Origin of the sequence: Sphingomonas rustica (genome assembly GCF_039652585.1) — a bacterium.
Classification (GTDB): domain Bacteria; phylum Pseudomonadota; class Alphaproteobacteria; order Sphingomonadales; family Sphingomonadaceae; genus Sphingomonas; species Sphingomonas rustica.
Window position 1 is genome coordinate 285630 of sequence record NZ_JBDIZK010000005.1, and the last position, 13243, is coordinate 298872.

The following is a 13243-nucleotide window of genomic DNA, read 5'->3' on the forward strand; positions in this document are numbered from 1 at the left end:
TCCAGTTAATCTTCAATAGCGAAGGGATCGCCGGAGTGCGTGACTCGCGACGTTGAGGGGCCGGTAGCAGGGAGAGTCGCGATATACAAGCGTTTCACGTGCCCGGCCCGATGGAACGAGCGCGCGAGGGCGTGACCCGAAAGCCACATGCGCCTTGCATTTCATCACGTTGCAGCGCTGCAACGTGGCGGATAGGCTGAACCCCCAACATGGCAGGATGACCCTCGTCGCAACCGCCTTGCATTACGAAACCCGCCTCCTGATCGTCGACGACGACCCCGGCATCCGGGAACTGACGGCCGCATTCCTGGCCGGCCATGGCTATGTCGTCGATACCGCGGACGGCGGGGCGCAGATGCGGGCCGCGATGGAACAGCATGACTATGCACTGGTCGTGCTGGACGTGATGATGCCGGGCGAAGACGGGCTGGCGATCCTGCGCAGCCTCGACCCCGTACACAGGCCCGCGGTCATCATCCTGTCGGTGATCGGCGAAGAGGTCGATCGCATCGTCGGGCTCGAAATGGGCGCCGACGATTATCTGGCCAAGCCCGCCAATCCGCGCGAATTGCTGGCCCGCATCCGCTCGGTGCTGCGTCGCGCCGGCCGCGATCCGGGGTCGCCTCCAGCCGAGGCGACACGCAGCCTGATGCGTTTTGCCGGGTGGCGGCTCGATCCGGTCGGCCGCCAGCTGCTGGATCCGGACACGATCGTGATCAACCTCTCCGACGGCGAGTTCCGGCTTTTGCTCGCCCTTGTCGAGAATCCGCGGCGGGTGCTGACCCGCGACACCTTGCTCGACCTGTCGCGCGGCCTGAACGCCGAGCATTTCGACCGGGCGATCGACGTCCAGATGAGCCGGCTGCGCAAGAAGCTGGCCCGGCCGGGCGCCGAGGATCTGATTCGCACCATCCGCAACGAAGGCTATATGTTCGTCGCCGACGTGACCCGGCGATGACCAGCCTGCCCCGGCGCCGCCCGCGATCGATCGTCGGGCCAATCGTCCTGCTGGTGGTCGCCGCGGTGGCCGTCGCGTCCCTGGTCCAGTTCGCGATCATGTTCAGCGGTCCCCCGCCCTTCCCGCCCCCCGTCCTGATCGAGGATCTGGCGGCCGGACTGAAGCAGGGAAAGACGCCCGCCCGGATGCGCGCAGGCCGCTTCACCATCGTCTCGGGAGCGCCCGCCACGCAAAACCGGGCGGGATATCCCAGCGAAGAGCGCGATGCGGCGATCGCCCTTGCGATCGGGGTGCCGGCGAATCAGATATCGGGCCGCTACCAGCGTATTCAGGCGCCGGGGCGCGACGCCCTGTGGGGCGATTTCGTCGTCATCTGGAACGGGCCGCAAGGTACGCGCAGCGGGCTGTCCGCCCCCCGCCCCATGCTGACCGCGTGGCACCGGCTGACGCTGGGATCGACGCTGGCAGTGCTGGGACTGCTCACGCTCGGCGCCTGGCTGGTCGCACGCGCCATCTCGCGTCCGATCCGAAGGCTCGCGGCAGTCGCCGGGTCGATGCGTCTCGGCACGCGCACCCCGATCCCCGAGGAGGGGCCTCGCGAAGTCCGCGAGCTCGCCGCCGCGCTGGACACGATGCAGAAGCGCATCCTCGAACAGGCCGAGAGCCGCACCACCATGCTGGCGGCGATCGCGCACGACATGGGTACGCCGATTACCCGACTGGCCTTCTGGGTCGAGCAACTGCCCGATGACGCGCGCGAACGTGCCGTCGCCGATATCGACGAAATCCGCGCGATGCTGGCGACCGTGCTGCGGTTCGCCCGGGACGAGCGGGTCGATGCGTGCGAGCGCGTCGAGCTGGGCAGCCTGATCGAGAGCCTGATCGACGACATGGCGATGGCGGGCGCGCCGGTCGCCGTGGAATCTGGCCCGCGCGCGATCGTCCGCGGCGATTCGCAATCGCTGCGCCGCCTGTTCGCCAATCTTGTCGACAACGGCGTGCGCTATGGCGGCTCGACCCTGGTCGGGTGGGAAATCGCCGGCGATGGAGTCGAGGTCCGGATCGACGACGAGGGTCCCGGTTTCCCCCGTGGTGCCGAGGCGCTGTTCGCCCCGTTCGTCCGGGGCGAGACGTCGCGCAATCGGGCAACGGGCGGCACCGGGCTGGGCCTGGCGATCGCCCGATCGCTCGCAGAAGCGCATGGCGGCAGCGTTTCGCTGGGCAATCGTGAAGGAGGTGGCGCACGGGTGAGCGTCCGGCTCCCGGTCGAACATTGAGCGACCGCCGCCCCTTCCGAAACATCGTGAAACAGTTTCGCGACATGGCGAAATCCCGCGATGCATTTCGAACGCCAGAAGGATGCCATCAACACCGCGGATGGCGACAGATGCACTCACAGAACCCGGGACTGGCACACGACCCAAAGGCACTCGCCGCACCGACGACCTCGGGCGCTGTCCATCGTGGCAGCGCCATCATGGTAACTAGCGCGATGACGCGCTGAACGAGTTGCCGCTTCCCGCCGTGCCGGGGAGCGGGGCGCACCGGCCCGCGGCTTTCTCCCCCTCGTTGGAGTCGCGACCGGTCGCTGGGGAGGGTCCGCTTCGTCCATATGTGCCCCCTTGGACCGAAGCAGGCTCTCCCCCATTTTCCGACCGTCCCGGTGGAGACCCGCGGCTCGAAGATGTACCGGCCGGCTATCCGGCACGCCGCCCCCTGATATAAGGGCCGGCAATGGCGCCCTCTCCCGATCATCCCAGCCCGGAATTCCGCTTCGTTTGTGCCGCCTGCCGCTGGCCGCGCGTGACGCGCGATCCGGTGGTCCAGGCTGCGGCCTCGGCGCCGCTCGACTGGACCCGCGTCGCCCGGATCGCCAATCGCCACCGTGTCTGGGGTCTCGTCGCCGACGCGGTGCGCAGCGCGCGGCTCGCACCGCCGGTCGAAATCGACCGACTGCTGGCGGAACGCGGCGGCCAGATCGCCCGGCGCAATCTCGGCGCCACGGCGGAAACGCGCCGGCTCGGCCGCCTGTTCGACGCGGCCGGCATCGACTGGATCACGTTCAAGGGCCTGCCGATGGCGATCCAGGCCTATGGAACGCTGAGCGTGAAATCCGCCAACGACATCGACATCCTTGTCGGTCGCAAGGACATCGCCCGCGCCGCCGAACTGCTGCGCCAGGCGGGCTATATCCGTTTCAGTCCCGGCCCCGAAGTGGCCGACGATCAGGTCGCGGCGTGGATGGAGTTCTCGAAGGAAACCGGATGGCGGCATCCCGGCGCAGGGCTGATCGTCGAGCTTCACGGGCGGTTGCTGCAGAATCCGGCGCTACTGCCCGAAGCGGTGCTGGACTCGCCGCGCAAACAGATGACGATCGCTCCCGGGATCGCCGTCCCGACGCTGGGCGACGACCTGCTCTTCCCCTATCTGTTCGCGCATGGCGCGCATCATGGCTGGTTCCGCCTGAAATGGCTGGCCGACATGGCGGCCTTGCTGGGCAATGACGAAGCCGGGCCGGAAGTGCGCTACCGCGAAGCACGGCGCCACGGCGTCGGACGCTGCGCCGCGCAGGGGCTGCTGCTGATGCACGAATGGCTGGGGCTGGACCTGTCACCGGACTTTGTCGCCGAGCTGAACCGCGACCGGGCACATCGCAGGCTGGTGCGCGTGGCCAAGAACTGCCTGGCGGGCGAGTTCGAGGCGACCGAACATGCCAGCCCGACCGCACGCACGATGCTGCCGGTATTGATGTCGGGGCTGATGCTGCGTCCGGAGATCGGCTACAAGCTGAGCGAACTGGGATCGCTGGCGGCCAATCCGGCCGACCGGGCGACGAGCCGGTTGCCCAAGGGGTTGGGGTTTCTCTACCCCGTGCTGGGCGGGGTGCGATGGAGCGGACGAATGCTGGGACTCAGGGGATGATCGAGGCGCGCCGCGTAAAGTCGATATTGGGCGGCTCGGCCGGCAATCTGGTCGAATGGTATGACTGGTATGCCTATGCCGCCTTCACCCTCTATTTCGCACCGCATTTCTTTCCCAAGGGCGACCAGACCACCCAGTTGCTGAACACCGCCGCCGTGTTCGCCGTCGGCTTCCTGATGCGGCCGATCGGCGGCTGGCTGATGGGCATTTATGGCGATCGGCACGGGCGCAAGGCGGGACTGACGCTGTCGGTGACCCTGATGTGCGCCGGATCGATGATCATCGCGCTGACGCCCGGATATGAAACGATCGGGGTCGCCGCCCCCACCTTGCTGGTGATCGCGCGGCTGATGCAGGGCCTGTCGGTCGGCGGGGAATATGGGGCGAGCGCCACCTATCTGTCGGAAATGGCAGGCAAGAACCACCGCGGCTTCTTCTCCAGCTTCCAATATGTGACGTTGATCTCCGGCCAGCTCGTCGCGCTGATTGTGCTGCTGGTGCTGCAGAATGTGATGAGCGAGGCCGCGCTCGATTCCTGGGGCTGGCGGATTCCCTTCGCGATCGGCGGGGTGCTTGCGGTGGTGGTGTTCTGGCTGCGGCGCGGACTGGCCGAGACCGAGAGCTTCGCGCGCAAGGAGAAGGCGAAGTCCAGCTTCGGCGCACTGATCACCCAGCACCCGCGCGAGGCGGCGCTGGTGATGCTGCTCACCGCGGGCGGCACGCTCGCCTTCTACGCCTATTCGATCTATCTCCAGAAATTCCTGGTCAACACCTCCGGCTTCGACCGCGCGACCGCCTCGCAGATCAACGCCGCAGCCTTGTTCGCCTTCATGCTGATCCAGCCGCTGGGCGGCGCGCTGTCCGACCGGATCGGGCGCAAGCCGCTGATGGTCGGGTTCGGCGTCCTCGGCGTCGCGCTGACCTACCCGATCTTCGTCACGCTGGAGAGGACGCGCGATCCGATGGTCGCATTCGCGCTGATGCTGGGCGCGCTGGTGATCGTCACCGGCTACACCTCGATCAACGCGGTGGTGAAGGCCGAGATGTTCCCGGCGCATATCCGGACGCTCGGCGTCGCCCTGCCCTATGCCGTGGCCAATGCGATCTTCGGCGGCACCGCCGAATATGTCGCGCTGCAGTTCAAGGGCTGGGGCTGGGAACGCGGATTCTACTGGTATGTCACCGCGATGATCGGCGTGTCGCTGCTGACCTATCTCAGGATGCGCGACACCCGGAAGCACTCGCAGATCCTGGAGGACTGATCCTTCCGCTCCGACGTCAGACGATCAGTCCGCCGCCCTTCGCGGCAAGCACCCGGCCGATCGAGTCGAACAGCGCATCCATCGCCACCGGCTTGAACAACACATCGTCGGCGCCGGCCGACAGGCAGCGTTCGCGCAGATCGGCACCGGTGTCAGCGGTGACAACGATCACCGGCAACTGGCCCTTTTCGTCATCGCGCGCGCGGATGCGGCGGATCGCCTCGATCCCGTCCATGCCGGGCATGCGCAGGTCCATCAGGACGACGTCGAACCGCTCATATTCGATCCGCGCCAGCCCTTCCTCGGCGATCGACGCTTCCGCCATCGTCGCGCCGGCCACGTCGAGCATGTCCTTCACGACCCGGCGGTTCATCGGATCGTCCTCGATGAAGAGGATGTTCATTCATTATGCCCCTTTGGGGTCTGACAGATTGATGCGACCTTCATTTGCGGTCCGCTATCGTCTCAAGCCGCGCACGACACAAGCGCCCCCGGCGTTCCATGATGTGAATTTTCACCCTTGAACGCCAGGATCGCGGCGATCAGATCGGGTCCAGAGACTGGTTTCTCAATGACTTGGTCAATGTTGCTATTGCGAAACAAATCCTGAAACTCTCCCGTCGGCGCGGTCCACAGGATCGACGTCCGGGCCCCGACCGCCGTCGCAGCCGCGGTCAGCGGCATCAAGACACCCAACACATCGCCGGACGTCGATTTCAGCGCGCCTTCGTCGATCAACAGATGGGTCGTGCCGCCCTCGCCCAGTGCCACGATCGTCTCGTCGGGCGTCGCGAGAAAGCGCACCCGGCCGAATCGCGGCTCCAGCACGGCACGCAGCAGCGCGCGGGCGATCGGATTGCGATCGAGAACCAGCATTCCGTGCCGATGGTCCGGCGTCGCGATCGACGCAGGCTCGGCCAGTGCCAGCGGGAGCGTGACGGTAAACACCGATCCGCCGCCTTCGCCGCATTCGACGCCGATGTCGCCGCCCAGGGCACGCGCGAGATTGCGACAGATGGTCAGACCCAATCCGGTGCCGCCAAACCGACGCGTCGTGCCCGAGTCCGCCTGACGGAAGGATTCGAAGATCTCTTCCCGCTTCTCGGCGGGAATGCCGATGCCGGTGTCGGTAACCACCAGATGCAGGCGGGCATCGCCCGCCTCATGCTCGCTCGACACGCGCAGTGAAACGCCGCCGTGCTCGGTGAACTTGATCGCGTTGGACAGCAGGTTGAAGATGACCTGCCGCAGCCGTGCGGCATCGCTGATGATCCATTGCGGCGCGGCGGCGACATCGAGCTGGAAGGTCAGTCCCTTGGCTCGGGCCTGTTCCGCCCAGATGCGCGTGACGTCGCGGCTCATCGCCACCAGATCCATCGGAGCAGCCTCGACCGACAGATTGCCCGTCTCCATCTTGGCGACGTCCAGAATATCGTCGACCAGGCTGCGCATCGTCATTCCCGCACCGTGCACGACGCCGATCCGGTCGCGGACCCGGTCGTCCAGCCGCTCGTCGCACAGCATGACCTGCGTCATGCCCAGGATACCGTTCAATGGCGTGCGGATCTCGTGACTGGTCGTCGCCAGGAACTCGGTCTTCGCCTTCAACGCCTTTTCAAGCGCGTCGTTGGTCCGGTTCAGGACGATGTTGGCGTCGCGAACCTGATTGCGGCTGCGACGGATCCAAAGCAGCGCGGTCGCCAGGATCAGCAACAGCGCCAGCGCACCGCCCCCGATCGCCATGAACAGTGTCCGTTGAAACGCCGCGGCGCGCGTCGCCTGATCGGCGCGCATCGTGGCGATCTGGGTTTCCTTGTTGGCGTAGTTGAACTGCGCGGCGGCAAGCGCGGTGCTCGCATTGGTCGCGACCTTGTTCGCCTCGTCGCTCAACCGGCGCAGCGCTTCCAGATGGCGCAGCGATTGCTGGATCTCCCCGGTCGCGCGAAAGATCTGATAGGCATAGAGATGCGCCGTCCAGGAATCGCCACTCGTCGCCGCCGGGTCGATTCCGGCAAAGCGCTCGCGGATCAGCCGCGCCGCATCCCCATAATTGCCGCGCATATAGGCCAGCCGCGCCGCGGTCGCGAGCAGTGTGGCGCGGACGCCGAGTCCGTTTGCATCGCGAACCAGCGCGAAGCCACGCGCCAGGGTTGCGGCGGCATCGTCCAGTCGGCCGGCCTCGACCTGATTGCGCGCAATATTGCCCAGAATTCTCGCTTCGAGCGGTGCGTTGCGCTGATCGCGCGCGGTCTTGAGGGCAAGCTCATATTCGTGCTGCGCCTCGTCGTAGCGCTCCAACTCGATCAGCACGTTCCCGCGGCTGTTGTGCAGGGTGAGCGACAAGGACGGATCGCCCGAATAGAGTTCGGCCGCCCAGCGATAATAGCGCTCGGCACTGGCATGGTCGTTGGCCGCCAGATAGAGCCCGGCGATATAGTGATAGGCGAGCGCCTGGCCGCGGGCTTCCTTCAGTTCCTCGAAGATGCGAAACGCGCGCTGATAGCTCGCCAGTGCCTGCGCCGCCTTGCCATCGTCCATCTGCAGCGACCCGAGCGACAGCAGCAGGTCGCCCCGCAATTTGATCGGTTCCCGGATCGACGCGATGTCGGTCAGCGTCTGCGCGATGATGGGACGGGCAAGCGCGATCTGGTTCAGCCTCAGATAGGCCTCGCTGCTCAGCCAGCGCGCGGTTGCGACCGCGACGATTCGCTCGCGCCCCTGGGGAAGGTCCCGGGCAAGCGTCTCGGCAGTGGCAGCGAGCTTCAGTCCATGAACGGGATCCGCGACCATGGTCGACCGGGCACGGTCCAGTGCGATCTGGACCGGTGCGCGCGGAGCAATGACTTGGGCGGACGACGGCGTCGCGACGGCGGAGACGGGCAGCGCGAGCAGCGCGGCGAGGAAGCAGGCAAGGACACGCATCGCGCGATCCTCGCATGACCAGATTAAGACCGGCCTAAGAGCGGAACTGCTCCAGCCGCGGTCTCAGGCACGCTTCCAGAAACTTTCGGGGCGGGCGAAGGTGGGATTGCCAAGAGCGCCATCGAACAGGCTGTTCTCGTCCAGAAATCTGCGAAATCCGTCGAACCCCAGGGGCCGGGAAATCAGGAAGCCCTGGACCATATCGCATCCCATGACGGTCAGCAGCGCCAGAGCGGACGGGGTTTCCACGCCTTCGGCAACGACCTCCATTTCCAGCGCATGGGCAAGATCGATCGTCGACCGGACGATCAGGGGGTCGCGATTGCTGCTGGTGAGCTGCATCACGAACATCTTGTCGATCTTCAGTTCGCGCGCGGGGAGCTTCTTGAGATAGGCAAGCGACGACAGGCCGGCGCCATAGTCGTCGATCGCGAGCGTCACGCCGATATCGGCAAAGCGCTGCAGATGGCGGATCGCGCTGTCGGGATCACGAATCACCGCGGTTTCGGTAATCTCGAAGCCGATGCGCGCAGCGCCGTCGCCGACGATCTCGCATGCCGCGTCGACAAAGGCGATATCAGCAAGCAACAGGCCCGAAATGTTGATGAACAGCGTCAGGTCGTGCCCCTCAACGGCGAGCCGCTTCTGGTCCCAGATCACCTGCCGCAAGGTCCACAGCGTCAGCGCGGCGATTTCGCCGGCCTGCTCGGCTACCGAGATGAAGTCGCCGGGGAGGATCAGGCCGCGGGTCGGGTGCTGCCACCGCACCAGCGCCTCGGCGCTGGCAATCTCACGGCGGCGAACATGAACCTTGGGCTGATATTGCAGGAAAATCTGTCCGCCCGTCATGGCCCCGGGAAGCTCGCGCATCAGCGTGAGCCGATCGAAGGCGAGATCGACCCGGGCCAGGTCCAAAACGACAGGTTGCCGATCGGCAACGGCCTGGTCCAGCGCCGATTCGGCAGCCTCGGTCAGCCGGACCTCATCGCAATCGATCGCAGGGCACACCGCCAGTCCGATGTTCATGTCCAGCTTGTAGGGTTCGCCGTCCAGCAGCAACGGGTGCTGGAACAGCTGTCGGATTGCTTCGATATCCGCAGCGGCAGCGTCGCAGGATCCGCGCTCGAAGCTGATCTCCACGGTTGCCCGTGCAGCGACGGTGATCCTGGCGTCGCGGATCAGTTCGACAATCCGGTCGCCGACATCGCGAACCAGTGCGTCTGTCCTTGGCCTGCCCAGATGACGCCGCAACGCGGCGAAGTTCGCGATCTGGCACAGGGCAAGTGCTCGGCAGACGCACTCTGCGCCGTGCCGAACCGGGTCGCTGCCGGGCTCCGACGCGGCGACAGGCATTGCCTCGCGCAGCCCCTTCGGGCCGCCGGAGAGCGGAACGGCGTCGTTCGCGGACGCGGGGGGGGCGTACGATGCGGACATCGGCTCCGGCATAGGGCGGGAGTCTTGAAGGAAGGGTTAAATGCCTCACGTTGGCACACAGGGCCTCCCTACCCCATCACGCCGATTGATTGATGGTTAAATCCTGATTAACGATCCCGGTGCGCGCTCTGCGCACGATGGGAGAATCACCGTGAACTTCTTCAACCTGTTTTTCCGTGACGGTGCCGGCGGCGATCAGATTCGCCCGCTGTAAGACCAGTTCAGTCCTCCGGACCGGCAGCGGCTGACTTCCTTCGAAGTCCTGCCGGGCGCTGGTCCGGAAGCGTTCGGAGCCGCGGGTGCGCCTGCGGCTTTATTGATTCATCGGCACCCCAAGGCTCGCACGCGTCCTCGGAAGGAGGAATGCGAAGAGATTCGCCACGCAAGTGCCACGATCTTGTGTTAGCGAACCGATAGAGTAGGTGCGGCGGCATCTGTTCGACAAAACTCATCACAATGTAGGGGGATTTTGCATTGCGCATCGCGATGATCGGCACCGGCTATGTCGGGCTCGTTTCCGGAGCCTGCTTTTCCGATTTCGGACATGAAGTCGTCTGCGTCGACAAGGACGCTCGCAAGATCGAACTGCTGCATCAGAATGTGATGCCGATCTACGAACCGGGCCTTGCCGAACTCGTCGCGTCGAACGTGAAGGCGGGCCGCCTGTCGTTCACTACCGATCTTGCCGAGGGCGTGAAGGACGCGGACGCCGTGTTCATCGCGGTCGGCACCCCCAGCCGTCGCGGCGACGGACATGCCGACCTGTCATACGTCTTTGCCGCCGCCGAGGAAATCGCGCACGCGCTGACCAAGCCCAGCGTGATCGTCACCAAGTCGACCGTCCCGGTCGGCACCGGCGATGAGGTCGAGCGCATCCTTGCGAAAATCGCTCCGCAAAGCGGCGCAAAGGTCGTGTCGAATCCCGAATTCCTGCGCGAAGGCGCCGCAATCGAGGACTTCAAGCGTCCCGACCGCGTGGTCGTCGGCACCGATGACGAAGATGCGCGCGAAGTGATGCGCGCCATCTATCGCCCGCTGTCGCTGAACCAGAATGCGCCGGTGCTGTTCGTCGGCCGCCGCACGTCGGAGCTGATCAAATACGCCGCCAACGCCTTCCTCGCGGTGAAGATCACCTTCATCAACGAGATCGCGGACCTGTGCGAACAGGTCGGCGCGAACGTCCAGGAAGTGTCGCGCGGCATCGGCATGGACAACCGCATCGGCTCCAAGTTCCTTCATGCCGGCCCTGGCTATGGCGGCTCGTGCTTCCCGAAGGACACGCTGGCGCTGATGAAGACCGCCGACGACAATGACACGCCGCTGCGCATCGTCGAGGCAACCGTGCAGGTGAACGACGCCCGCAAGCGCGCCATGGGCCGCAAGGTCATCAAGGCGATGGGCGGCGACGTCCGCGGCAAGACCGTCGCGATCCTCGGCCTCACCTTCAAGCCCAACACCGACGACATGCGCGATGCGCCCAGCCTGGCCGTGATCCAGGCGCTGCAGGACGCAGGCGCGACGGTGAAGGCCTATGACCCCGAGGGCGTGGAACAGGCCAGCAAGATGCTGACCAATGTCGAGTTCAGCGAAAGCCCCTATGTTGCCGCAGACGGCGCCGATGGGCTCGTCATCGTCACCGAGTGGGACGAATTCCGCGCGCTCGACCTTGGCCGCATGGCAAAGATCCTGAAGACGCCGCTGCTGGTCGACCTGCGCAACATCTATCCCAGCGATGAAGCCAAGCGGGCCGGGCTGACGCTGGTCGGCGTGGGACGCGGCACCGAATAACCGCAAGAGCGCCGGTGGCGGGACCAGCGCACCGCGCTGTCCCGCCACCGGCGCTGTTCTACGCGTATCGAGCCGTGGCACGGATCGCGTGCGGGGTTGGATCGGCTCCCCCCAGTCTCGATCGCGATGGCGCGGCGTCGCGCGGCGGACTCCAACGAAATCGCGATCCCCGCGCGAGCCGGTTGCGGCCTTGCGCGACGCCGCCTAAAGCCTGCCCGCGAGCGAGGGAAAATCATGAAGAATTTCGCGTTGATCGGTGCAGCAGGCTATATCGCGCCGCGCCACATGACGGCAGTGCGCGACACGGGCAACCGCATCGCGGTGGCCTATGACGTCAATGACAGCGTCGGTATCATCGACAGCTATTTCCCCGAAGCGGACTTCTTCACCGAGTTCGAGCGCTTCGACCGCCACATCTACAACCTCACCCGCGGCACAGGCGGCCAGGCGATCGACTATATGGCGATCTGCTCCCCCAACTACCTCCATGATGCGCATTGCCGCTTCGCGATGCGCAGCGGCGCGGATGCGATCTGCGAGAAGCCGATCGTCCTCAACCCGTGGAACCTCGACGGGCTGCTCGAAATGGAGCAGGCCACCGGCCAGCGCGTCCACACCATTCTCCAGCTGCGCCTGCATCCGGCGATCGTCGCGCTGCGCGAAAAGGTGCTGGCCGGCCCGCGCGACACCAAGCATGAGGTCGACCTGACCTACATCACCTCGCGCGGCCACTGGTACATGCAGTCGTGGAAGGCGGACGTCGCCAAGTCGGGCGGCATCGCCACCAACATCGGCGTCCATTTCTTCGACATGCTGCACTTCATCTTCGGCGAGCTTCAGTCGAACGAGGTCCATTGGCACGACGCCGCCCATGCTGCCGGCTATCTCGAATATGAGCATGCCCGCGTCCGCTGGTTCATGTCGATCGACATCGACGACGTGCCGGCCGAGGCGCGCGACCGCGGCCAGCGGACCTGGCGCTCGATCACCGTCGATGGCGACGAGATCGAGTTCTCGGGCGGCTTCACCGATCTGCACACCCGCTCCTATGAGGAAATCCTCGCCGGTCGCAGCTTCGGCCTGGAAACCAATCGCACCGCAGTCGAGGCGGTGTCGCACATCCGCAGCGCGGCAGTCGTCCCGAACGCGTCGGTCGAGCACCCCTTCGTCGCGCGGCTGCGCTGAACCGTGCGCCGGGACCGCAAATGATCGCCCCGCTCCTCTTCACGATCGCCGCTGCGCATGCTGCGCCGATCCCTGCCGACCCCGCGGCGATCGTCAGCCTGTCGGCCCGCGAGAATGGCGAGGCCTGCACGAAGGACGGCCGCTGGTGCGTTTCGCTGGTCCCCGCCCGGGACGGCGCGCGTCCGGTCGTCCGCGCAGGCGCCACCACCCGAGCACCCGCCGACCAGGCTCGCAAGGATGACGAGGACGCGCCGTCGGTCTGGCCGCGGCTCGTCGTCCTGGGCGACGGCCGCTTCCTTGCCGGCGTCCAGTCCGAGCTCAGTACCGGCTATTCGGGCGGAGGCGGCAATGCGACCCGGGTCAAGCTGTACGAAGTGACCGTCGACAGACCCGGCGGTCGCGCCATCCTCGACCAGCCGATCCGCGCCTCGCTGACCATCCGCGCCTGCTTCGACGAAAAGGACAGCGCGAAGCGGCTGGACGCCTGCCACGACGAATATGGCTTTTCCGCGCGACTCGGGCTGGTTCCCGGCGGTGCCGGACGCCTGCCGATCCTGTCCTATACGACCAGCGCCTGGGCCTTCCCCCGCGGCGCGTCGCGGTCGAGCGACTCGACCACCCGGCCGCCGCTGCGCAAGACCGACCTTGTCCGTCAGGCCGATCCCAAGTGCAGCTTCACCCGCCGCTTCACCTTCGATGCGGGCACGGGCAGCTATCGCCCCGACCAGCCCTTTCCCGCCTGCGGGGACTATACCGAGCTCTGAACGGCGGT

At 66.0% G+C, this 13243-nt stretch carries 10 protein-coding genes; 7 read left to right on the forward strand and 3 right to left on the reverse strand.

What is annotated here, in order from left to right:
• Nucleotides 1–217 precede the first annotated feature (217 nt).
• The 4 genes from TPR58_RS10675 to TPR58_RS10690 all read left to right on the forward strand — a co-directional run bounded on the left by TPR58_RS10675 (nucleotide 218) and on the right by TPR58_RS10690 (nucleotide 5142).
• Nucleotides 218–958, forward strand: coding sequence for a response regulator (locus TPR58_RS10675; protein WP_346246636.1), 741 nt, complete (start codon nucleotides 218–220; stop codon nucleotides 956–958).
• Nucleotides 955–2235 (forward strand): sensor histidine kinase, encoded by a 1281-nt coding sequence (locus TPR58_RS10680; protein ID WP_346246637.1) that lies wholly within the window; start codon nucleotides 955–957, stop codon nucleotides 2233–2235. The genes TPR58_RS10675 and TPR58_RS10680 overlap by 4 nt, the downstream gene beginning before the upstream one ends.
• A 457-nt stretch (nucleotides 2236–2692) precedes the next feature.
• Nucleotides 2693–3880, forward strand: coding sequence for a nucleotidyltransferase domain-containing protein (locus TPR58_RS10685; RefSeq protein WP_346246638.1), 1188 nt, complete (start codon nucleotides 2693–2695; stop codon nucleotides 3878–3880).
• Nucleotides 3877–5142, forward strand: coding sequence for an MFS transporter (locus tag TPR58_RS10690; RefSeq protein WP_346246639.1), 1266 nt, complete (start codon nucleotides 3877–3879; stop codon nucleotides 5140–5142). The genes TPR58_RS10685 and TPR58_RS10690 overlap by 4 nt, the downstream gene beginning before the upstream one ends.
• Before the next feature lie 16 nt (nucleotides 5143–5158).
• On the opposite strand, the gene TPR58_RS10695 is transcribed toward TPR58_RS10690, so the two are convergent.
• From TPR58_RS10695 to TPR58_RS10705, 3 genes are all read right to left on the reverse strand, one after another.
• Nucleotides 5159–5545, reverse strand: coding sequence for a response regulator (locus TPR58_RS10695; protein ID WP_346246640.1), 387 nt, complete (start codon nucleotides 5543–5545; stop codon nucleotides 5159–5161).
• Between the two features lie 62 nt (nucleotides 5546–5607).
• Complete coding sequence (locus tag TPR58_RS10700; RefSeq protein WP_346246641.1) at nucleotides 5608–8064, reverse strand: ATP-binding protein; 2457 nt, start codon at nucleotides 8062–8064, stop codon at nucleotides 5608–5610.
• 63 nt (nucleotides 8065–8127) lie between these two features.
• A complete protein-coding gene (locus tag TPR58_RS10705; protein ID WP_346246642.1) occupies nucleotides 8128–9417 on the reverse strand; it encodes an EAL domain-containing protein in 1290 nt (429 codons plus the stop codon).
• A gap of 555 nt (nucleotides 9418–9972) precedes the next feature.
• On the opposite strand from TPR58_RS10705, the gene TPR58_RS10710 reads away from it, so the two are divergent.
• The 3 genes from TPR58_RS10710 to TPR58_RS10720 all read left to right on the forward strand — a co-directional run bounded on the left by TPR58_RS10710 (nucleotide 9973) and on the right by TPR58_RS10720 (nucleotide 13235).
• Nucleotides 9973–11286, forward strand: a complete 1314-nt coding sequence (locus tag TPR58_RS10710) for a UDP-glucose dehydrogenase family protein (protein WP_346246643.1) — start codon at nucleotides 9973–9975, stop codon at nucleotides 11284–11286.
• A 234-nt stretch (nucleotides 11287–11520) separates the two neighbouring features.
• Complete coding sequence (locus TPR58_RS10715; protein WP_346246644.1) at nucleotides 11521–12471, forward strand: Gfo/Idh/MocA family oxidoreductase; 951 nt, start codon at nucleotides 11521–11523, stop codon at nucleotides 12469–12471.
• 20 nt (nucleotides 12472–12491) lie between these two features.
• The gene (locus TPR58_RS10720) at nucleotides 12492–13235 is read left to right on the forward strand and encodes a hypothetical protein (RefSeq protein ID WP_346246645.1); all 744 of its coding nucleotides are present in this window, start codon (nucleotides 12492–12494) and stop codon (nucleotides 13233–13235) included.
• Nucleotides 13236–13243 lie beyond the last annotated feature (8 nt).

Bases quoted from the DNA above. Each gene is read 5' to 3' on its own strand.
- TPR58_RS10675 (WP_346246636.1), top strand. From the start codon at position 218: ATGACCCTCGTCGCAACCGCCTTGCATTACGAAACCCGCCTCCTGATC.
- TPR58_RS10680 (WP_346246637.1), top strand. From the start codon at position 955: ATGACCAGCCTGCCCCGGCGCCGCCCGCGATCGATCGTCGGGCCAATC.
- TPR58_RS10685 (WP_346246638.1), top strand. From the start codon at position 2,693: ATGGCGCCCTCTCCCGATCATCCCAGCCCGGAATTCCGCTTCGTTTGT.
- TPR58_RS10690 (WP_346246639.1), top strand. From the start codon at position 3,877: ATGATCGAGGCGCGCCGCGTAAAGTCGATATTGGGCGGCTCGGCCGGC.
- TPR58_RS10695 (WP_346246640.1), bottom strand. From the start codon at position 5,545: ATGAACATCCTCTTCATCGAGGACGATCCGATGAACCGCCGGGTCGTG.
- TPR58_RS10700 (WP_346246641.1), bottom strand. From the start codon at position 8,064: ATGCGTGTCCTTGCCTGCTTCCTCGCCGCGCTGCTCGCGCTGCCCGTC.
- TPR58_RS10705 (WP_346246642.1), bottom strand. From the start codon at position 9,417: ATGCCTGTCGCCGCGTCGGAGCCCGGCAGCGACCCGGTTCGGCACGGC.
- TPR58_RS10715 (WP_346246644.1), top strand. From the start codon at position 11,521: ATGAAGAATTTCGCGTTGATCGGTGCAGCAGGCTATATCGCGCCGCGC.
- TPR58_RS10720 (WP_346246645.1), top strand. From the start codon at position 12,492: ATGATCGCCCCGCTCCTCTTCACGATCGCCGCTGCGCATGCTGCGCCG.